Annotated in this window: 20 protein-coding genes; 13 read left to right on the forward strand and 7 right to left on the reverse strand. The window is 61.1% G+C overall.

The genetic code is table 11. The features are described from left to right. Positions 1-3 precede the first annotated feature (3 nt). Positions 4-891 carry a dihydrodipicolinate synthase family protein gene (locus ACWKWE_RS04195; RefSeq protein WP_166594533.1) on the forward strand — a complete coding sequence of 296 codons (888 nt, stop codon included), beginning with the start codon at positions 4-6 and terminating at the stop codon, positions 889-891. 272 nt (positions 892-1163) lie between these two features. Here ACWKWE_RS04195 and ACWKWE_RS04200 read toward each other — a convergent pair whose 3' ends face one another. Beyond that, a complete protein-coding gene (locus tag ACWKWE_RS04200; protein WP_483849751.1) occupies positions 1164-2108 on the reverse strand; it encodes a LysR family transcriptional regulator in 945 nt (314 codons plus the stop codon). 274 nt (positions 2109-2382) lie between these two features. Here ACWKWE_RS04200 and ACWKWE_RS04205 point away from each other — a divergent pair, with 274 nt between their 5' ends. From ACWKWE_RS04205 to aldA, 4 genes are read left to right on the forward strand one after another with little or no spacing between them, the layout of a single operon-like run. Then, positions 2383-3681, forward strand: coding sequence for an MFS transporter (locus ACWKWE_RS04205; protein ID WP_483849752.1), 1299 nt, complete (start codon positions 2383-2385; stop codon positions 3679-3681). A gap of 16 nt (positions 3682-3697) precedes the next feature. Then, a complete protein-coding gene (gene rhmD, locus ACWKWE_RS04210; protein WP_483849753.1) occupies positions 3698-4882 on the forward strand; it encodes an L-rhamnonate dehydratase in 1185 nt (394 codons plus the stop codon). A 22-nt stretch (positions 4883-4904) separates the two neighbouring features. Further along, positions 4905-5702: an HpcH/HpaI aldolase family protein gene (locus ACWKWE_RS04215; RefSeq protein ID WP_483849754.1), complete on the forward strand. Its 798-nt coding sequence runs from the start codon at positions 4905-4907 to the stop codon at positions 5700-5702. 18 nt (positions 5703-5720) lie between these two features. Next, positions 5721-7154 (forward strand): aldehyde dehydrogenase, encoded by a 1434-nt coding sequence (aldA, locus tag ACWKWE_RS04220; protein ID WP_483849755.1) that lies wholly within the window; start codon positions 5721-5723, stop codon positions 7152-7154. A 109-nt stretch (positions 7155-7263) separates the two neighbouring features. On the opposite strand, the gene ACWKWE_RS04225 is transcribed toward aldA, so the two are convergent. Beyond that, on the reverse strand, positions 7264-8472 hold the full coding sequence (locus ACWKWE_RS04225; RefSeq protein ID WP_483849756.1) for an MFS transporter: 1209 nt from the start codon (positions 8470-8472) through the stop codon (positions 7264-7266). Between the two features lie 91 nt (positions 8473-8563). Here ACWKWE_RS04225 and ACWKWE_RS04230 point away from each other — a divergent pair, with 91 nt between their 5' ends. Beyond that, positions 8564-8941 carry a LysR substrate-binding domain-containing protein gene (locus ACWKWE_RS04230; protein WP_483849757.1) on the forward strand — a complete coding sequence of 126 codons (378 nt, stop codon included), beginning with the start codon at positions 8564-8566 and terminating at the stop codon, positions 8939-8941. A gap of 71 nt (positions 8942-9012) precedes the next feature. On the opposite strand, the gene ACWKWE_RS04235 is transcribed toward ACWKWE_RS04230, so the two are convergent. After that, positions 9013-9402, reverse strand: coding sequence for a tautomerase family protein (locus ACWKWE_RS04235; protein WP_483849758.1), 390 nt, complete (start codon positions 9400-9402; stop codon positions 9013-9015). Between the two features lie 133 nt (positions 9403-9535). Between ACWKWE_RS04235 and ACWKWE_RS04240 the strand changes: the two genes are divergently transcribed. Next, positions 9536-10471, forward strand: a complete 936-nt coding sequence (locus ACWKWE_RS04240; RefSeq protein WP_483849759.1) for a LysR family transcriptional regulator — start codon at positions 9536-9538, stop codon at positions 10469-10471. A gap of 37 nt (positions 10472-10508) precedes the next feature. Continuing rightward, on the forward strand, positions 10509-11258 hold the full coding sequence (locus ACWKWE_RS04245; protein ID WP_483849760.1) for a DNA-3-methyladenine glycosylase I: 750 nt from the start codon (positions 10509-10511) through the stop codon (positions 11256-11258). 48 nt (positions 11259-11306) lie between these two features. On the opposite strand, the gene hpaI is transcribed toward ACWKWE_RS04245, so the two are convergent. Genes hpaI through ACWKWE_RS04265 form a run of 4 tightly spaced genes read right to left on the reverse strand, consistent with a single transcriptional unit; the run spans position 11307 to position 14693 of the window. Continuing rightward, the gene (gene hpaI / locus ACWKWE_RS04250; RefSeq protein ID WP_483849761.1) at positions 11307-12095 is read right to left on the reverse strand and encodes a 4-hydroxy-2-oxoheptanedioate aldolase; all 789 of its coding nucleotides are present in this window, start codon (positions 12093-12095) and stop codon (positions 11307-11309) included. 32 nt (positions 12096-12127) lie between these two features. Then, the gene (gene hpaH, locus ACWKWE_RS04255; protein WP_483849982.1) at positions 12128-12937 is read right to left on the reverse strand and encodes a 2-oxo-hept-4-ene-1,7-dioate hydratase; all 810 of its coding nucleotides are present in this window, start codon (positions 12935-12937) and stop codon (positions 12128-12130) included. A gap of 5 nt (positions 12938-12942) precedes the next feature. Continuing rightward, positions 12943-13809 carry a fumarylacetoacetate hydrolase family protein gene (locus ACWKWE_RS04260; RefSeq protein WP_483849762.1) on the reverse strand — a complete coding sequence of 289 codons (867 nt, stop codon included), beginning with the start codon at positions 13807-13809 and terminating at the stop codon, positions 12943-12945. Further along, complete coding sequence (locus tag ACWKWE_RS04265; RefSeq protein ID WP_166594547.1) at positions 13806-14693, reverse strand: amidohydrolase family protein; 888 nt, start codon at positions 14691-14693, stop codon at positions 13806-13808. The genes ACWKWE_RS04260 and ACWKWE_RS04265 overlap by 4 nt, the downstream gene beginning before the upstream one ends. Before the next feature lie 183 nt (positions 14694-14876). Between ACWKWE_RS04265 and ACWKWE_RS04270 the strand changes: the two genes are divergently transcribed. The 5 genes from ACWKWE_RS04270 (at position 14877) to ACWKWE_RS04290 (ending at position 19926) form a co-directional block, all read left to right on the forward strand. After that, entirely contained in the window at positions 14877-15284 is a 408-nt protein-coding gene (locus tag ACWKWE_RS04270) for a RidA family protein (protein ID WP_166594548.1), read from the forward strand. A 153-nt stretch (positions 15285-15437) separates the two neighbouring features. Then, complete coding sequence (locus ACWKWE_RS04275) at positions 15438-16238, forward strand: IclR family transcriptional regulator (protein WP_483849763.1); 801 nt, start codon at positions 15438-15440, stop codon at positions 16236-16238. A gap of 73 nt (positions 16239-16311) precedes the next feature. After that, positions 16312-17628 carry an MFS transporter gene (locus tag ACWKWE_RS04280; protein WP_483849764.1) on the forward strand — a complete coding sequence of 439 codons (1317 nt, stop codon included), beginning with the start codon at positions 16312-16314 and terminating at the stop codon, positions 17626-17628. 212 nt (positions 17629-17840) lie between these two features. Further along, positions 17841-18626, forward strand: coding sequence for an IclR family transcriptional regulator (locus ACWKWE_RS04285; protein WP_166594550.1), 786 nt, complete (start codon positions 17841-17843; stop codon positions 18624-18626). 139 nt (positions 18627-18765) lie between these two features. Further along, on the forward strand, positions 18766-19926 hold the full coding sequence (locus tag ACWKWE_RS04290; protein WP_483849765.1) for an iron-containing alcohol dehydrogenase: 1161 nt from the start codon (positions 18766-18768) through the stop codon (positions 19924-19926). Positions 19927-19958 lie beyond the last annotated feature (32 nt).

The following is a 19958-nucleotide window of genomic DNA, read 5'->3' on the forward strand; positions in this document are numbered from 1 at the left end:
ACTGTGTCCACTTCACCCATTCACGGCATCATCGGTTACACAATCACCCCTTTCTCGGTCAACGGCGACAGCATCAACCTAGACGCGCTCGGACAATCCATTGATCGCCTGATCGCCAGCGGCGTCCACGCTATTGCGCCGCTTGGTAGCACCGGCGAAGGCGCATACCTGAGCGATTCAGAATGGGATCAAGTCAGCGAATACAGCATTAAGCGTGTGGCCGGGCGCGTCCCTACGGTCGTCAGCGTGTCAGACTTGACGACCGCCAAAGCAGTGCGTCGCGCACGATTCGCTGAAGCCCATGGGGCCGACGTTGTGATGGTGCTCCCGGCGTCCTACTGGAAACTCAGCGAAGCAGAAATCCTCGCTCATTACCGCGCCATTGGTGAGAGCATCGGCCTACCTATCATGCTTTACAACAATCCGGCCACCAGCGGCACCGACATGTCGGTTGAGTTGATTCTCCGCATTTTCAATGCCGTTGATAACGTCACTATGGTCAAGGAAAGCACCGGCGATATCCAACGGATGCACAAGCTGCAATTGCTCGGCGATGGCCAAGTGCCGTTTTACAACGGCAGCAATCCTCTGGCGCTGGAAGCATTCGCCGCAGGCGCCAAAGGTTGGTGTACTGCTGCCCCAAACCTTATTCCCCAGCTCAATCTCGATTTGTACGCGGCCGTGCTGGCCAATGATCTGCACAAGGCGCGTGCGTTGTTTTATCGGCAACTGCCGCTGTTGGACTTCATCCTCAAAGGTGGCTTACCGGCGACGATCAAAGCTGGGTTAAGCGCCAGTGGCCTCGACGTTGGTAACCCGCGCCTGCCGGTATTTCCGCTGTCTGATGAAGGCCGTCAGGCCTTGCAAAAACTGCTGACCAGCCTGCGCTGACTCAACGGCTTGGAGGGCGCCCCTTCTTACTCGCACAGACCGCCGAGAAACCTCAAAGCGGCGGTCACGACAAGTTGGTTTTTTTTCAGAATCCGGGTGGCTTTAGCCCATCGCCCGTAACAGCGAAGGATGGCTGTCGAGGGAACAGTTTTGCATTTGGGAGCCTGGCCAGTTTCGTGGCCGAGCGTGAGCGACCTTGCGAAAAAGCGGGTAGCCCCTGCTTAAAGAGACTCATTCTCCGTGAGGATAAAAGTGCATGACTCATGTTTCCATCAACCGCTCTTGCCACTCCTCCTGCGCAACAAATCCATGAAGTGCTGCAACGCTCGGCTGACGGGCTCCCCTTTGCGACGCAACAAACCGAACGGCGCCATCTGCGCGTTGAGTGTGACGGGTAAGGCTGTGACCAGTCCCATCTTGAGGTAATCGCGCATGGCCGATTCGGAAAGCACCATCACCGCGTCCGTCAATTGAACCAGTTGTTGCATCGAGTAGACGGAGCTGCATTCGATGATGTCTGCCGGGGTTGGCAGATTCAGTTGTTGCAGTGCCTGATCGATGGCAATGCGCGCCGGGCTGGTTTCAGGCTGAAGAATCCAGGGCCAATCCTTGACCAGCTCACGCCACTCCAGTTTGCGACGCTTCGCCAAGGGGTGTCCGCGATGAACGACGGCGATCAGCTGTTCGTTGCCTAACGCTTCAAATTCATACTGTTCTCGCTCGGTCACAAGGTTGCGCCGTGTCACTGCGATGTCGATGCGACCCTGTTCCAGTAGCTGGACCACTTGGTCGCTGGTGTCTCCCATGATGCGGATGCGCAACTGGGGATTCAGGCCTTTGATCTCTGCCACAGCGTTCATCACCAGGTCGGGGGCGGCTCCCATGATGGTGCCGATGGACAGATACCCGTACCCGCCTTGCTTGCGCACCGCGATGTCGGCAGCACAACGGTCCAAACCACTCAGCGCCGCTTCCGCAAAGCGCAACAGTTCGCTTCCCAATGCCGTGGGACGCATCCCTCTGGGCAGCCTCTCGAACAGTTCGCAGCCAAACATGTCTTCGATTTCTTGAAGCATTCGCGTTGCCGCGGGTTGCGACATGCTCATGCTGACTGACGCGCGATGCAGATTCAGACTTGATCCGAGCACCACCAGCATCTGGAGATGCTTGTAGCGCAGTCGGCCAAAAAGATGGTGAGACGACCGTTCGCTGTTCATACCGTTTTCCCGAGCGATAACCTTAAGGTATCGAATATAAGCTTAATTCGATTGGTCATGCATCGTAACGAGGCATACAGTCGACTCAACAAAAAACAACACCCATTGAGGTGCACACCATGAACGTTATTCCCGCCCCCTATTCATTCGTTGCCTTGCCGGATCGAAGTTCACCGGCCCTCCTCTCTGCGCCTGAGCCCGTTTGAGGAGCCTCCCCCCTCCTGTCATTCGTTAAACATTACGCAGTCAAATAACTCCAAAAAAGGATACTGACGTGACCACTCTTCCCGCGTCCTTGTTGCGCAAGGTCTCCTGGCGGCTGCTTCCCTTTCTGCTGCTGATGTACATCATGGCTTTCCTTGACCGCGCCAACGTTGGTTTTGCGAAGCAGGCATTCCAGGCCGACACCGGGATCGGTGATGCGGCGTTCGCGTTTGGCGCCGGTGTGTTTTTCGCGGGCTACGCGCTGCTCGAAGTGCCGAGCAACCTGATCATGCACAAGGTGGGCGCGCGCTTGTGGATGTGCCGAATCATGGTCACGTGGGGGCTGATTTCGGCGGCGATGGTCTTCGCTCACACTGAAACCAGCTTCTATGTGCTGCGCTTTTTGCTGGGCGTCGCGGAGGCCGGATTCTTTCCCGGCGTGATCCTTTACCTCACTTACTGGTTTCCTGGCGCCGCGCGCGGCAAGGCCATGGGGTTCTTTTATTTCGGCGCGCCGCTGGCGTTCATCTTCGGCAGTCCGCTGTCCGGACTGCTGTTGGAGCTGGACGGCGTCCTGGGCAGCCATGGTTGGCAATGGCTGTTCGCCGTCGAGGGTTTGATGGCGACGGCCGTGGGCATCTGGGCGTATTTCTATCTGGACAACAGGCCTGCCGATGCGAAGTGGCTGACGGCCCAGGAGCGCCATCAGCTTCAGGCCGTGCTCGACGCCGAGGACGGCCAAAAGCAGTCCCATGGCAGCGTGCTCAAAGTGCTGTTTCAGCCTGCCGTCCTGTACCTGAGCCTGATCTATCTGCTGATTCAAGCCAGCGTCTACGGCGTGGTGTTTTACTTGCCGAGTCAGGTGGCAGGCCTGCTCGGCACCAAAGTCGGGCTAATGGTCGGTCTGGTCAGCGCCGTGCCCTGGCTGTGCGCCTTGCTCGCGGCGTGGAAGATACCGGCCATTGCCGACCGCACGGGTCAGCGCCGCACCGTGGCCGCCTTGACCCTGGTCGTTTCGGGGCTAGGCATCGCGGCGTCCGTCTCTTTTGCCAGTCCGTTGCTGGGCATTTTGGCCCTGTGTTTTGCGGCTTCGGGCTTCATTGCCGTGCAACCGGTGTTCTGGACGTTTCCCGGCAGCTTCCTCGCCGGTTCTGCCGCCGCCGGCGCCATTGCGCTGATCAATTCCTTTGGCGCTGTGGGCGGCTTCATTGCTCCCATCCTGAAAAACTGGGCGGAAGGCGCATTCCACTCACCGGCGGCCGGGCTCTACCTGCTGGCGGTCACGACCCTGATCTCCGCCGCGCTGGTGATGGGCATTCGTCCTCCTCGCGCGACCCGTTCTCACAAGCAACCCACCTTCCAGATCTGATTCCAAGGAACGCATTATGGCCACTCCAACCATCAAGCATGTTCGTGCCTTTGTCCTTCGCGGGGGCGGCGCCGACTACCATGATCAAGGCGACGGTCACTGGATCGACGATCACATTGCCACACCCATGAGCAAGTACCCCGAGTACCGTCAAAGCCGCCGCAGTTTCGGCATTAACGTCCTCGGCACCCTGGTGGTGGAGGTCGAGGATTCCGAAGGCAACGTCGGTTTTGCGGTGACCACTGGCGGTGAGCCAGCCGCCTATATCGTCGAGAAACACCTGGCTCGCTTCGTCGAGGGCGCCAAGGTCACGGACATCGAGCGGATCTGGGACCAGATGTATTTCTCGTCCCAGTATTACGGCCGAAAAGGCCTGGTCATCAACACGATTTCAGGTATCGATCTGGCGCTCTGGGACTTATTGGGGAAAGTGCGCAAGGAGCCCGTGCACCAGTTGCTGGGCGGCGCGGTCCGGGACGAATTGCAGTTCTATGCCACCGGCGCCCGCCCGGACCTCGCGCAGAAAATGGGTTTCATCGGCGGCAAGTTGCCGCTCCACCACGGTCCGGCCGAAGGTGAGGAAGGTCTGCGCAAGAATCTGGAAGCGCTGGCGGTGATGCGTGAGCGCGTCGGCAAAGATTTCTGGCTGATGCTCGATTGCTGGATGAGCCTGGACCTGAACTACGCCACCAAACTGGCTCACGGCGCTCAGGAGTTTGGCTTGAAATGGATCGAGGAAGCGCTGTCCCCTGACGACTATTGGGGCTATGCCGCGCTCAAAAAAGCGGTCCCGCCGGGCATGCTGGTCACCACGGGCGAACACGAAGCGACACGCTGGGGCTTCCGCATGCTGTTGGAAATGGGCTGTTGCGACATTATCCAGCCGGATGTCGGCTGGTGCGGTGGGATCACCGAGCTGATCAAGATTTCCGCGTTGGCCGATGCCCACAGCGCCCTGGTCGTGCCCCACGGTTCATCGGTGTACAGCTACCATTTTGTTGCAACCCGCACCAACAGTCCGTTCGCGGAGTTTCTGATGATGGCGCCCAAAGCCGATCAGGTGGTGCCGATGTTTCACCCACAGTTGTTGGGCGAGCCGGTTCCGGAAAACGGTCGCATGCGCCTGTCCAGACTGGATCAGCCGGGGTTTGGTGTCACGTTGAATCCCGAATGCGTGTTGCATCGCCCTTACCAGCACTGATTAAGCTCGACAGGAGTTCGACATGAAAATGCCGCGTAACGCATTCAAGGCCGGACTGGCCAAGGGTGAACCGCAATACGGGATATGGGCCGGATTTGCGACGGGCTACGCTGCGGAAATCACCGCAGGTTTTGGCTACGACTGGATGCTCATCGACGGAGAGCACGCCCCCAATACCGTGCCGTCCATCCTGGCACAACTCCAGGCGGTTGCGCCCTACTCCACCGCACCCATCGTTCGTGCCGTGGGCCATGATCCAGTGCTGATCAAACAGCTGCTGGATGTCGGCACCCAGTCGTTGATGATCCCCATGGTCGAGACGGCCGAACAGGCTCGCGCCCTGGTTCAGGCCACCCGCTATCCACCCCATGGTGTTCGCGGCGTCGGCGGTGGCCTGACCCGGGCCACGCGTTGGGACGGTGTACCGGATTACATCAATACCGCCCATGAAGAACTCTGTCTGATCGTGCAGATCGAGTCCCGCGCAGGCGTCGACAATGTGGCGGAAATCGCCGCTGTTGAGGGCGTCGATGCGATTTTCATTGGCCCGGCGGACCTCTCTACGGGCATCGGACACATTGGCAATCCATCACACCCGGACGTGCAGGAGAAGATTCGCCGTGCCGTTGACGCAACGATTGCGGCGGGCAAGGTCTGTGGAATTCTCGCACCCGCTGAAGAAGACGCACGCCGCTACCAACAATGGGGTTGTCAGTTCATTGCGGTGGCCATCGACATCAGCCTGATGCGCCAGGCGGCGCTCAGCAACCTGGCGCGCTACCGCAACACTGAACAACACGCTGCATCCAAAACCTATTGATTGGAAAGGAGCCCGACCATGACGTCAGTACCCGTGTACGAGAACTACATCAACGGTGAGTTCGTCCCCGGCACCGAGCATTTTGATGTGCTCAACCCTGCCACCGGTGCGTTGCTGGCCAAAGTACCGGCCTCGAATGCCGATCACGTCGACCAGGCGCTGTCTGCCGCCCGTTCAGCACAGCGGGACTGGGCTCGCAAGCCCGCCAATGAAAGGGCTGGCCACCTGCGCAGCATTGCGAAAAAACTGCGTGAAAACGTGCCCCATCTGGCCCGCACCATCACGCTGGAACAGGGCAAAACGTATGGTCTGGCGGAGGTCGAGGTCAATTTTACCGCCGACTATCTCGATTACATGGCCGAATGGGCGCGTCGCATCGAAGGCGAGATCATCACCAGCGACCGGCCGGGCGAGAACATCTTCATGTTTCGCAAACCGCTGGGCGTCGTCGCGGGCATCCTGCCGTGGAATTTCCCCTTCTTTTTGATTGCCCGCAAAATGGCCCCGGCGCTGGTCACCGGCAACACCATCGTCATCAAGCCCAGTGAGGAAACCCCCAACAACTGCTTCGAGTTCGCTCGGTTGGTGGCTGAAACAGACCTGCCGCCAGGCGTGTTCAACGTGGTATGCGGTGACGGCCACGTAGGGGCTGCACTGACGGCAAACCCACGCGTCGACATGATCAGCTTCACCGGAAGCGTTGAAACCGGTGCGCGGATCATGAGTGCCGCCGCGCCCAACATCACCAAGCTTAATCTGGAGCTAGGGGGAAAGGCGCCGGCCATCGTGCTTGCCGATGCGGACATAGCGCTGGCGGTGAAGGCGATCCGCGACTCGCGCATCATCAACACAGGCCAGGTGTGCAACTGCGCTGAGCGGGTTTACGTCGAGCGCCGAGTGGCGGACGAATTCATTGAAAAAATAAGCGCTGCCATGGCCGCCACTCGCTACGGCGACCCATTGGCCGACACCACCGTGGAGATGGGGCCGCTGATCAATCGTCAGGGGCTGGACAGCGTGGCGGCCAAAGTCAAGAAAGCCCAGGAGCAAGGGGCGTCGCTGGTGACCGGGGGCAAGGTCGCGGACCTTGGGCAGGGATTTCACTTCCAACCGACCGTGCTGACCGGCTGCCGCGCCGAGATGGAGGTCATGCGCAAAGAGATCTTTGGGCCGGTGCTGCCGATCCAAATCGTCGATGATCTGGATGAAGCGATCGCCATGGCCAACGACTGCGAATACGGGCTGACCTCTTCCCTGTACACAAGAGACCTGGGCAAGGCCATGTACGCCATGCGGGAAATCGATTTCGGCGAAACCTACATCAATCGTGAAAACTTCGAGGCGATGCAAGGCTTCCATGCCGGCGTCCGCAAGTCGGGTGTGGGTGGGGCTGACGGCAAGCATGGCCTCTATGAGTACACGCATACCCACGTCGTCTACCTGCAAGCCTGACCCGCTGAGGGGCATTTCTGCGCGAGCGTGATGCCCCTCCTCGCCCTTCCCTACCGCTGTGTCAGCGCATCCCGTCCCTTGACCAAACTTCCCGGTCCGGAGCGTTTGGTTACCGATTCACCTGCTCCTTCGACAACGACAGGCACACTCCGGCGGCCAACACCAGCGCAGCGGCGATGACGTAAAGCGCATAGTCGGTGGAGGACGTTGCATCCTTGACCCAGCCGATCATGTACGGGCTGGCGAAACCCGCGAGGTTACCGATGGAGTTGATCATCGCGATTCCGGCAGCGGCAGCGGCGCCGTTGAGAAACGCAGGCGGCAGGCACCAGAACTGACTCATGCCGCTCATGACGCCCATCGCTCCAATAGCCAGCGACATCGTCAACAGCACCGGGTTCGCGCCGGCCCAGGTGGCGAGTACCAGTCCGAACGCGCCGACCAGCGCAGGAACCGCAGCATGCCAACGGCGCTCGCGGTGCAGGTCAGAACGTCGACCGATCATGATCATGGCGATGGCCGCACAGGCGTAGGGGATGGTGGTGATGATCGAAACCGTCGCCGCGCTTTGAATGCCCGCGCCCTTGATCAGCGAAGGCAGCCAGAACGTGATCCCGTTAAGGCCCATCATCAGCCCGAAATACCCCAGGCTCAGCAGCCAGACCATTTTGTTTTTGAAGGCGCCAAACGCCGAATGGTCGTCGGATTGCGTGGCCTCGGCCGCGAGGTTCTGTTGCAGCGTGCGCTTCTCGTCCTGAGTCAGCCATTTCGCATCGTCGATCTTGTCCTGAAGGTAAAACAGCACGGCAATCCCGGCCAGCACCGAGGGAATGGCTTCCAGAAAGAACAACCACTGCCAGGCCGAATGCCCATGCCAGCCCTGGGTCGTTGACATGATCAGCCCGGACAGCGGCCCGCCAATCACACCTGCCATGGGAATCCCGGTGAGAAACATGGCCGTGATTTTTCCGCGCCGGGAAGACGGGAACCAGTACGTCAGGTACAGCAGGATGCCTGGTACGAATCCAGCCTCGGCCACGCCGAGCAGGAAACGCAGCACATAGAACATCATCGGCGTCGTCACGAACACCATGCACGCTGAAATGATGCCCCAGGTGATCATGATCCGGGCGATCCAGCGACGCGCCCCGACCTTGTGCAGCAGGATGTTGCTGGGGACTTCGAACAGGAAATACCCCAGAAAAAACACCCCGGCGCCAAAGCCGTAAATGGTTTCACTGAACCCTAGATCATCGATCATCTGGAGTTTCGCGAACCCGACGTTGACCCGATCCAGGTAGGCGAACACGTAACACATGAAAAGGAACGGCAGGAGCCTGAGGGTCAGGCGCCCATAGAGTCGGTCGTGCGTGCGCGTTTCGCCGGTCGCGAAAACGGCGGGGGCTGCTGTGGCGCCGTCTTCCTTGCGCGGCGACCTCTCGGCGCGGGAATTGGCGACCCGCCTGACCCTGATCGATTCGCAACTGAGCCGTGTGACGTGGAAAGACTGGTTCAAGCTCAACGGCCTGACCTTTCCTGATCGGCCAAGGCAGTCGTTTGACCGGGGCGCCCTGGCCATTTCCGCCGCCGTCGACGGCATGGGGATTGCCTTGGAAACCGTGCGACTGGCCGAACGCGAGTTGGCCAGCGGCGCCCTGGTGGAACTGGGCGCGGGGCAGTTCAAAGCCATCGAATGCGAAACGCACTTTCTGTCCTGCCGCACGAGTGAGCGCAATCTCGAAAAAATAAAGCTGTTCTCCACTTGGCTGTTCAGCAAGATTCACTAGGCGACTGGGGAGGCATGCCCTCCTCCCCAGTCGCCTGGGGAGGCACGGTTCTGAACGTCGGCATGTTCGGGTCAGAGCTCTCCCGTCAGAAACTGGGCGCGGCCATGCCCAAAGCTCCAGTCCGCATCCGAGTTGGTAACGATGGACACCATCAGGTCGGACGGCTCGATGCCGCAACGCTCTTTGAGCAACTGAGCCAACAACTGGTAGAACCTGGTTTTCGACTCTTCGGTACGGGGTCGGCTCACCGCCCTGATGACCACCACATTCTGGGTCCGTGGGATATCCAGCCCTGTGTCCTCAACGATCAGTCGCCCCGGACGCCGTTCGTTGACGATCTGGTAACGATCACGCTCAGGCACTTGGAACGCGTCGACCATGGCGCGGTGCACGGTATCCATAATAGTTTGAAGCTGCTTTTCCGAGCGGCCTTCAATCAGGTCAATCGTGATCAGTGGCATGACAGTTACCTCGACAATGGCTTAGGGGTGTGCCCGGTCACAGCCAGGCGATGAAGCGACGATAGCCCTTTGTATTGTTCTGGACGAGATGGGATTATCGAATTCATTGTTTCCTGTCGAGAACAATCGAATCATGCAGAAATCTGAGGCGGAAGGCCTGTGGTCCCACATCCACTGGCTGGCGATTCTGGAAGAGGTCGGCACCTATACGGCTGCCGCCACGCGCTTGGGGGTCAGTAAATCAGCCGTGAGCCAGCGGATTTCAGAACTCGAAAAAGCCACCGGGCATCGTCTGGTGCAACGCACGACCCGCAGCGTTCGCCTGACGGATGCGGGGCAGTCATTGGTTCGGGAAGTCCGCGGCGCGTTCGCCCACATTGCCGACAGTTTTTCTCAAGTGAGGGATTCCGCCGGGGCCGTACGCGGTCTGGTGAGGCTCACCGCGCCAGTGGCTTTCGCTCGCCAACACCTCGTGCCTCGGCTGTCGGGTTTTCTTGCGCGGCACCCGGACGTGCGCGTGCAACTGGACGTCTCGGACCATCTCAGTTCCATGGCGGCTGAAGGGTACGACCTGGCGGTGCGCCACAGCTATCAGGTGCCCGACACTCATGTCGCCTGGAAACTCTGCGATACACGATCGGTCCTGGTGGCCACCCCTGCCTACCTCGCAACCCACGGCCATCCCGATAACCCGATGGGGCTGGTCGATCACAATTGCCTTTTTTACCCACGCGGCGTGGATGCCCCCGCCTGGACGTTCGAACGTCCCGCCAATGGAAAGCGCGCCGGGGAACGCCTGACGGTGCCCATCACCGGGAACTTCGCGACCAACAACAGCGAGGCCCTCCGCGATGCCGCGCTTCAACATCTGGGGATCGCCCTGCTTCCAGACTTCAGCGCGCAGGCCGCCCTGGACAATGGGTCGCTCGTCCTGGTGCTGGGGCATTGGGCGCTGAAAGGCGCATTCGCCGAAGAGATTTATCTGATTCGCCCGTATTCTCGCCAGATCCCTCGTTCGGTGACCGCGCTGGTGGAATACTTGCGGTCGTGTTTCAACACCGGCTTTTAGAGCGACCCATGAATGCCAACCTCGGTAGCGCTGATACATGAAAGACGAATCCCCTAAAACCGACGTCGGCCCATCGACCTCTCCAGCGATGGGGTCAGGTGCAGGTGCAGGCAAACGGGCGCCACGCGTTGCACAAGCCAAACCCATTCATGCCGTCCAATGCGAAGACGGCCTGGTGAGGCCGCCGTGGGCGACGACCGATCCGCTTCTGCGTGATTACTACGACACCGAGTGGGGCATGCCCGTGCGTGACGAACGAGGGCTCTTCGAGCGCCTCAGCCTTGAGGCGTTTCAGTCCGGGTTGTCCTGGGTCACCATCCTGCGTAAGCGTGAAGCCTTCCGGCGTGCGTTCAAGCAATTCGATCCGGAGCTGGTCGCATCATTCGATGAGCACGACATCGAGCGCCTCATGGCCGATGCCGGGATCATTCGCAACCGCGCGAAGGTGTTGGCGACGATCAAAAACGCCCACGCGACCCTTGCGCTTCGCGAACGCGGTGGCCTGACGGCATTCATCTGGTCGTTCCAGCCCGAGGTAACGCCTGAACCCCGGACCATGGCCGAAGTGCCGACGACCTCGCCCGAGTCGTTGGCGCTGAGCAAAGCGTTGCAGAAAGCGGGGTTCGCCTTCGTGGGGCCGACGACGATGTACGCCTTGATGGAAGCCACCGGCATCGTGGACACCCACCTGATGCAGAGCCATCGCCGTGGCAGTTCCGGGGTGTGGAGCAGCTCTGGTGTACCACGCCATGTGGGTCGCTCAGCGCCCGACGCGCCTCGAACATAGGAAGCGACCGTCGGTAGACCGATGCAGCGACAGGCCACCGTCGCGTGCTCAATACCCGCCAGTTGGCGACGGCGGCGGATCCAGGCTTTTGAAGCGGCTGGACAGCGCCTTGAGGCCGCGCATCAGTACCGTCGTATCCACACCCACGGCAACAAAAGTGGCGCCCAGCTCCAGATAACGCCGTGCAAGACGTTCGTCGGGGGTGAGAATGCCCGCCGCTTTGCCCGCTTCGCAGATCCGCAGGATGGCGTGCTCGATGGCGTCCTGCACGTCGGGGTGCCCGGGATTGCCGCGATGGCCCATCGCAGCCGAGAGGTCGGCGGGACCGATAAAGACCCCGTCCACGCCCTCGACCGCGATAATCGCGTCAAGGTTGGCCAGGCCTTCCAGACTTTCCACTTGCACCAGCAGGCATACCGCGTCGTCCGCCTGATCCAGGTAATCCGCGATGGCGTTCCAGCGAGACGCCCGGGCCATGCCACTCCCCATGCCACGAATGCCCTGAGGCGGATAGGTCACGGCACGCACCAGCGCTCGCGCCTCGTCGGCGGTGTCGACCATGGGCACCAGCAAGGTTTGCGCGCCGATGTCGAGCAGTTGCTTGATGAGCGCAGCGTCGCCGGACATCGGGCGCACGATAGGCCGGGACCGATAAGGCGCGACCGCCTGCAACTGGCTCAGCACACTGCGCAGGTCATTGGGCGCATGTTCGCCATCGATCAGCAGCCAATCGAAACCGGCATTGGCCGCCAGCTCGGCAGAATAAGGATCTGCCAGTCCAAGCCACAGACCGATCTGCGGTTGGCGTGCCATCAGGCGCTGTTTGAATTCGTTCATGGTCGTCACCTGCGGTGGAAAAACAAAGCGGGTCAGGCGAAGTGGCACGACACCGTGCCGAATTCGCCGTAATCAGCCATGACGGTGTCGCCACGGACCACATCGATGGGCCGGATGAACGACCCGGCGAGGATCACCTGCCCGGCCTCCAGCCCCACGCCGTGGGCGTGCAGTCGGTTGACCAGCCAGGCCACGCCGTACGCCGGGTGGTTCAACACGCCGGCGGCCAGTCCCGTTTCCTCGACCTCGCCGTTTTTGCTGACGATGGCACCGATCCGGCGGATGTCCGCGTCGACGAGGTTTGGCTTGAACGCCCGTCCGCCGAGAATGATCGCGGCATTGGCCGCGTTGTCGCTGATGGTGTCGAGCACCGTGCGCGTGCGTCCGGTCTCGCTGTCCCGGCGCTGGATGCGTGCATCCAGCACTTCCAGCGCGGGCGTGATGTAGGCCGTCGCCTCCAGCACGTCGAACAGCGTGCAGTCTGGCCCGGACAGCGGCCTGCTCAACACGAACGCCAGTTCCGCCTCGATTTTCAGTTCAATGAAACGCTCAGTCGGAATGCGTGCGCCGTCGGCGTAAAACATGTCGTCCAGCAACACGCCAAAATCCGGTTCATCGATGTTCACCGCGCGACGCATGGCGTTGGACGTCAGGCCGATCTTGTGCCCCTTCACCTGGCGGCCCGAGGCGACTTTGTGTTCGATCCACGCCGATTGAATGGCATAGGCGTCCGCCAGGTTCATGTCCGGGTATTGCAGGGAAAACTGCCGGCATTGCTGGCGGTGCTGTTCAGCGTGCGCCAGTTGGCTGGCGGCGTGCCGCGTTTGTTCAACCGTGAGCACCGGCGTCATGATTCCTGCTCCACGGGGTTGCGCAGTACGCCCACGCCCACCACCTCGACTTCCACCACATCGCCCGGTTGCAGGAAACGCGGCGGGTCGAACCGGATGCCAGCCCCCGTTGGCGTGCCGGTCACGATCAGGTCACCGGTTTCCAGCGTGGTGAACGTCGAGAGGTAGGCAATCAGGTGGCCGAAATCGAACATCAAACGGGCTGTCGTGTCCTCTTGGCGCAGTTCGCCGTTCACGCGCGTGAGCAGGTGAAGATTGCCGTAGCCCTCGGGAAATTCGTCCGCCGTCACCACCCACGGCCCATAGGAGCCGGAACGGTGGAAGTTCTTGCCTTGGGTCACGTTGAATTTGGCGTGGTGCACCCAGTCACGAATCGTGCCCTCGTTGACGCAGGTCAGGCCGCCGATATGAGCCAGCGCCTGATCGGCCGGTATGCGGCGACCGCCCTGGCCGATGACGATACCAATCTCCCCTTCGTAATCCAGCTGCCGGGACTCATGGGGCTGGAGCAACGCTTGATCCGGCGCAGAAAACGAATCCGGCACGCGCATGAAAATGCTCGGGTATTTCGGCAGCTCGCTGCCGTCCTTGTATTCGGCATTGCGCTGGGCGTAGTTGACCCCGATGCAGAAAATCTTTTTCGGCGCCGGGACCGGCAGTTGCAACGTGACGGCGGACAACGGGCAGTCCGCCTGAGCGCCTGCGACCAGGGTTTTGACGTCGGCAAGCACTTGAGCCGGTGCTCCCAGCAGCGCAGCGACGCCGTCGAGCTCCGGAAAGCGCTGACCGAGATCGATCACGCCGTCTTCAACCACGGCGCCCCACGTGCTAATACCTGCGTGCGTGTACGTGATCAGTTTCATGGCTCAAATCCAAAGAGGTGTGCAGGGTTGGTGACCAGAATGCGCTGCAACGTCGCGGGCTCAGGAGCGAAGCGATACAGCAGCTCCATCAACGCCCCTTCGTTCGGCGGTTGTTTCGTTGAGAGGGGATGTGGCCAGTCGCTGCCCCACAGGCAACGTTCGGGTGCAGCGGCGATCAGCGTGTGGGCGAGCGGCAGAACGTCGTCCCACGGTTCGCCTTGGGTCGAGATTTTTTCGGACAGCGACAGCATCACCCAGAAGTGGCCTTCGCCCAGCAGTCCCAGCACCCTGTCGAGACTCGGGTCGGTTCGCCCCCGCGAGGGTTTGGCGCGCCCCATGTGATCGATAACCACCGGCACCTTGAGGTGTTCGAAATCTTTCAGTTGCTCGACGACGCCGTCCGCCGAGGGCTGCACTTTGACGTACCAGCCCAATTCGGCAACGAGGTCCAGCGCCCGGCGCAGTTCTGCCGGGGAAAAACTGATGCCCAGCCCGGCGCGGCTGAATCGCGCACCGCGCACCCCGGCGTCGTGCAGGCGTTGAAGCTGGCGGTCATGGCCGTCCATCAGCACGGCGGCGTTTGCACAGCCTGCGTAACGACGGGGGCCTCCACCGGCATTCAGGCCTTCGAGGGCGTCCAGCACGACGCTGTGGTCGGCGCCGTAGGTGGTGGCCTGCACGATCACACCGCGCTGGATGCCCAATGTGCGATGCAGATCGCGGGCCACTTCCCACGTGGCGGACGGCATGCTGTACGCGGCTTCCGGCTGGATCGGGTAACGGTCCCGAGGGCCGAACACATGAAACTGGCTATCGCAGGACAACGCCGGCGGCAGGGGCACCGGTGCACGGGGATGGGGATCAAACGGCAGGTAGTCAGGCATGGGGCGTGCTCGTGTTGGAAAACCTGATCCGACTGTAAGAACGGCTAGGCAGTCCAGCAACGGGCCTCTTGGATTTGATTCCGGCTGGTGGACTCTTTGCAGGGATGCGGCTTGTGGCACCGCGGCAGGGGTCGCTATCAATAACGTCACCCTTCTGCCTTATCGCGTTTTGCGGAGTACGTCATGAGCCATCGCCAGACCATTCATCTGGATCAGTTTTCCCACGCCAATCCGATTCCGGCCGCCTGCCGCCGCGGCCCGCTGCTGATGACCGGCATCATCAATGGCAACGACCCGAAAACCGGGGAATTGCCCGAGGACCTCGAAACCCAATGCCAGCACATGTTCAGCCACATAAAAGCCATCTTGCAGGCCGCCGGAGCCCTTCCGGACGACATGGTGAAAATGACCGTCTGGATGCAGGACCGGGATCAGCGCGGCCCCTTGAACGCGCAGTGGCTCAGCCTGTTTCCTGATCCGGACAACCGCCCGGCACGCCACGCCATTCAGGCCGCGACGCCCTCAAAATTTCTGATCCAGTGTGAGTTCACCGCGTGGGTCGATGAAACCCGCACCCCACAGGCCAGATAAAAGTCCACGGTGCGGAACAAAATCTTCCGCCACGTCTGTTCAGGACGTGTGAGCCGCACCACTATGCAGAACAACGTGAAGAGCAACGTGAAGACCAACGCCGCGTCCATCGCGGGCCCGTTCAACTGACCGACCACCCGCTTCGAGGCGCCGATGAGCCGTCAGCCAACACCCACTGACATGAGTGACAACACGTCGACAGTGCGCTCGCTGACCCGAGCCTTTCAGGTGCTGCGCATCCTGGCTTTGGGCCAGGAGCAAGGCATGCGGCTGGTCGATGTGGTGCGTCATACGCAACTGTCGCGGCCCACGGTGCACCGCCTGCTGCAAGCGCTGATCGATGAAAATGCGGCGGAACAGGACCCGGTGACCCGCCGCTACCGAGTGGGCGGAGAGATTTCCATGCTGGCGCTGGCCCGCCCTTCCCGTTCGCCGCTGCGCAAACTGGCCGAACCGCATTTGCAGTATTTGAGCGATCAACTGGGCGACACGGTGTTCATCACTGTGCGCAGCGGCCGAGACTCGGTGTGCCTGGACCGGCGTCTCGGCAGCTACCCCATCAAGGTGATGTCCATCGACGTCGGCACCCGCCGGCCCTTGGGTGTCGGCGTCGCCGGTGTGGTGCTGCTGTGCGGCCTGCCCGATGAGGAGGCCGAATACCTGCTGCAACTGGACAAGGCGCGACTGGAGACGTCCAACCTCACCCTTGAAGAGATCAAATCACGCATCACCGCCGCCAAGGCCCGAGGGTTTGCTTATGCCGCGCAAGGCGTCACCCAAGGCACGGCCGCTGTTTCGGTGCCGGTTTACGGGCCTGCGGGAGAAATTGTCGCCGCCCTGAGCGTGGCCGCTGTCGCCAGCAACCTGACGCAAGACCGGGTGCCCGCGACGGCCGCCGTGTTGGCCGAGCAGGCCGCCTTGATCAGCAAACGCCTCACCGCCCGAGAGCACTAGTTCGCACATTCAGCTGCACCAATCCGCTTCATTCCGATTTCTGTTCCCACTCGAATAATAAGAGGAACCGTAGATGCGCACCGACCTGCATCGCTCTGTCGTAGAACCCGCCGTGTCCAGCTCGGACGCGCTCTTGAACCGGATCGCCTGGCGTATCCTGCCGTTCCTGTTCATCTGCTACGTCCTGTGCAACATCGACCGCTCGAACGTCGCCATCGCACACCTGGAATTCAGTGCCGAGATTGGCCTGAGCGCAGCACAGTATGGGCTGGGCGCATCGCTGTTTTTCATTGGCTACATCCTCTTCGAAGTGCCCAGCAACATGATGCTCGAACGCTTCGGCGCACGGTTCACCCTGACCCGGATCATGGTGCTGTGGGGGCTGGTCACGGCGGGCTTCATGCTGGTCCAGAGCGTCGGCGGGTTTTACCTGGCGCGGATCCTGCTGGGCATCGCCGAGGCCGGGTTTCTGCCAGGCATGATCCTTTACCTCAGCTACTGGTTTCCGGCATCACGGCGCGGCCGGATCACCTCGTGGTTCACCTTGGGGATTCCCGTTGCCGGGGTCATCGGCAGCCCATTGTCGAGTTTTTTGATGGTCTATTTCGACGGCTGGCACGCTCTGAGCGGCTGGAAATGGATGTTCATCATGGAAGGCGGCATCACCGTGCTGTTGGGCGTGTTGGCGTGGGTCGTACTCGATGACAAACCCTCCACCTCCAAACACCTGAGCAACGACGAAAAACAGACGCTGATCGACGCCATCGAACGTGAGCAGACCGGCCCCCGCGAAACCGTCGTCAACCACCGATTGCTGACTACGCTGCGGTCACCCGTGACCCTGGCGCTGGGCTTCGTCTACTTCGCCATCGTCATGTCGATGGTCGTGCTGAATTATTGGGCGCCGTCCTTCATCAAGGAAGCGGTCGGCGGCACCACCAGCACGATTGCCATGCTGTCGGCAGGCCTGTACGCCGTGGGTGCGCTGGGCATGATTGTCATGGGCTGGTTGTCCGATCGCTACATGCAGCGACGCCGCTTCGTCGCCGCCGCCCTGGTAGCAGGCGCCCTCGCCTACAGCGTCATCGCTTCGCAATGGGTATCGGGTTTCAGTTCGTATTCGGTGCTAATGCTCGCGGCCTTTTTCACCTATGGCGCGATGCCGGTGTTCTGGAGCATCCCGGCGTCGGTCATGGGCAAACAACAGGCCGCCATTGGCATCGCCGCGATCAGCGCACTGGCCAACGTCGCGGGCATGATCGGTCCGGCAATCATCGGCTGGTCGAAAAGCGCCACCGGTTTCTATGCCGCTGGCATTTACCTGATCGCGGTGACGCTGTTGCTGGGAGCGGTGGTCGTGATGCTCAGGTATTCGAACGCCAAGCTCTGAGCCACCGGACCGCCCCTGGTACAAAGGTGGTCAAAGGTGCGTACCTCGTTGAACGGCGGTCAATATGTCTGCCGAGCCTTCCAGGTGATGAAGGTGACGTTCAGGTAAGGAATACGGTTCCAGGGGAAGCGGGATCATGCCGAGCGGCCGGAAAATGGACAACCCGCCGCGCCTACGCAAGAATCGCCGCATTCTGAAAGAAGGCCGTTTCCATGTCCGACAGTCCGCAAACCCGCAATTCCGGTTCCTCCATCACCCGTGCGCTCGATATCATCGAGGCAGTGGTTCAGGCCGACCATGCGCTATCGCCCGCCGACCTCTCCCACCTGCTGGACATTCCCAAACCGAGCGTGCACCGGCTGCTCCAGCAGATGCAGGGCGAAGGGTATTTGCAGACGAACATGCGCGGCGGCATCGTGCCCAATGACCGGTTGCACAAGATCGCCGTGGGGGTGATTTACGCCAGTCGCTACAAGGCGCAACGCCAGGCGATCCTGCGCCATCTGTGTGACACCCTCGACGAGACCTGCGGCATCGCGCTCCCCGATGGCATCGACATGGTGTATTACGACCGGGTGCAAAGCAGCTGGCCGTTGCAGATGTACCTCCCGGTGGGGGCTCATACGCCCATGTGGTGCACGGCGAGCGGGAAGCTCTACCTCAGCAGTTTCAACAAGACGCGGCGCACGCAGATCATCGACAACCTGGCGCTCCGGCGGATGGCGAGCAACACCCTGACCGACCCGGTCGAGCTTGAAATCGAACTCAAACGCGTGCGGCAGATGGACATTGGCATCGACAACGAGGAATTCGTCGATGGCATGGTCGCCATCGCGGTCCCCGTCCGAGACAGCGATGGCCGATTGATCGCTTGCCTGTTCGCGCATGCCCCGACAATCCGCAAAAGCCTGGATGAACTGATGACGTTCGAACCTGCCATGCGCCGTGCCGCCGAGCAGTTGCGCATTCTGGTGGAAGAACCCACGGAGCTGGACTGACCACGTTTTCTCACCCGGATCGACCCAAGGGCGCCGACTGACGGCGCTCTTTTTTTTGCACTTCTATCGACATTAAATGGCTATAGCGATACATTTCGTTCCGGAATAAGACAATAACAACTATTTCCTGAGGTGTGATATGTCTGTACCCGTCATCCTGCCTCGCATTATGGAGGTCGGAGCTGATGCCAGCGCGCGCCTGCCTGATGTGTTGGGTTTCCTGAATTGCAGCCGCCCGCTGATCGTGACCGATAAAACCATGGTCAAACTGGGCCAGGCGCAACGCCTCTACGAGATTCTTGAAGCCAAGGGCCTCAAGAGCGAAGTCTTCGATGACACCGTTCCTGAGCCCACCGCTGCCTCCATTCAAGCCGGCGTGGACAAGCTGCGCAGCGGTGACTTCGATGCCATCGTCGCCCTCGGCGGCGGCAGCCCCATCGACAGCGCCAAGGCCATGGCGATCCTTGCCCGCTACGGCGGCGTCATTCGCGACTACCGTTTCCCCCGCCAGGTCAATGAAGCCGGACTCCCCCTGATTGCGATTCCCACGACGGCGGGCACGGGTTCGGAAGTCACGCGATTCACCATCATCACCGACGAGACCACCGACGAAAAACTGCTGTGTGCGGGCATCGGCTTCATGCCGGTCGCCGCCCTGATCGACTACAAACTGACCCTCAGCCTCCCGGCGCGCACCACCGCCGACACGGGCATCGATGCGATCACCCACGCCATCGAGGCTTATGTTTCGCGCAAGGCCAACCCGTACAGCGACAGCCAGGCACTGGCCGCGCTGGCCTATCTGGGCCCGAATCTGCTGACGGCCTGTCAGGACGGCAAGAACGAAAGCGCCCGCGAAGCGATGATGATCGGCGCGACCCTGGCCGGCATCGCGTTTTCTGCCGCTTCGGTGGCAGTGGTGCATGGCATGAGTCGCCCGATTGGCGCCTTCTTCCACGTGCCTCACGGCCTGTCCAACGCGATGCTGCTGCCCTCACTGACCGCGTGGTCGCTGAGCGCCGCGCCCGGTCGCTATGCGCAGTGCGCCAAGGCGTTGGGCGTCGCCGACTCCCACGATGACGACGCGACGGCGGGCCAGAAACTCATCGCCTTTCTCACGCGGGTGAACGCTGAGTTGTCAGTCCCGACCCTGGCGGACTTTGGCGTAGAGCGCGCGCGCTTCAATGAAGTCGTCAACACCATGGCCGAGCAGGCGCTGGCCTCGGGTTCACCGGGCAACAACCCGCGCGTGCCGACGGTCCCGGAAATGGTCGAGCTGTATCACGCCCTGTGGAACTGACCTCCCCGCCTCTCCCACCTTATTTGATAAAC

This window comes from Pseudomonas salicis (genome assembly GCF_057128705.1).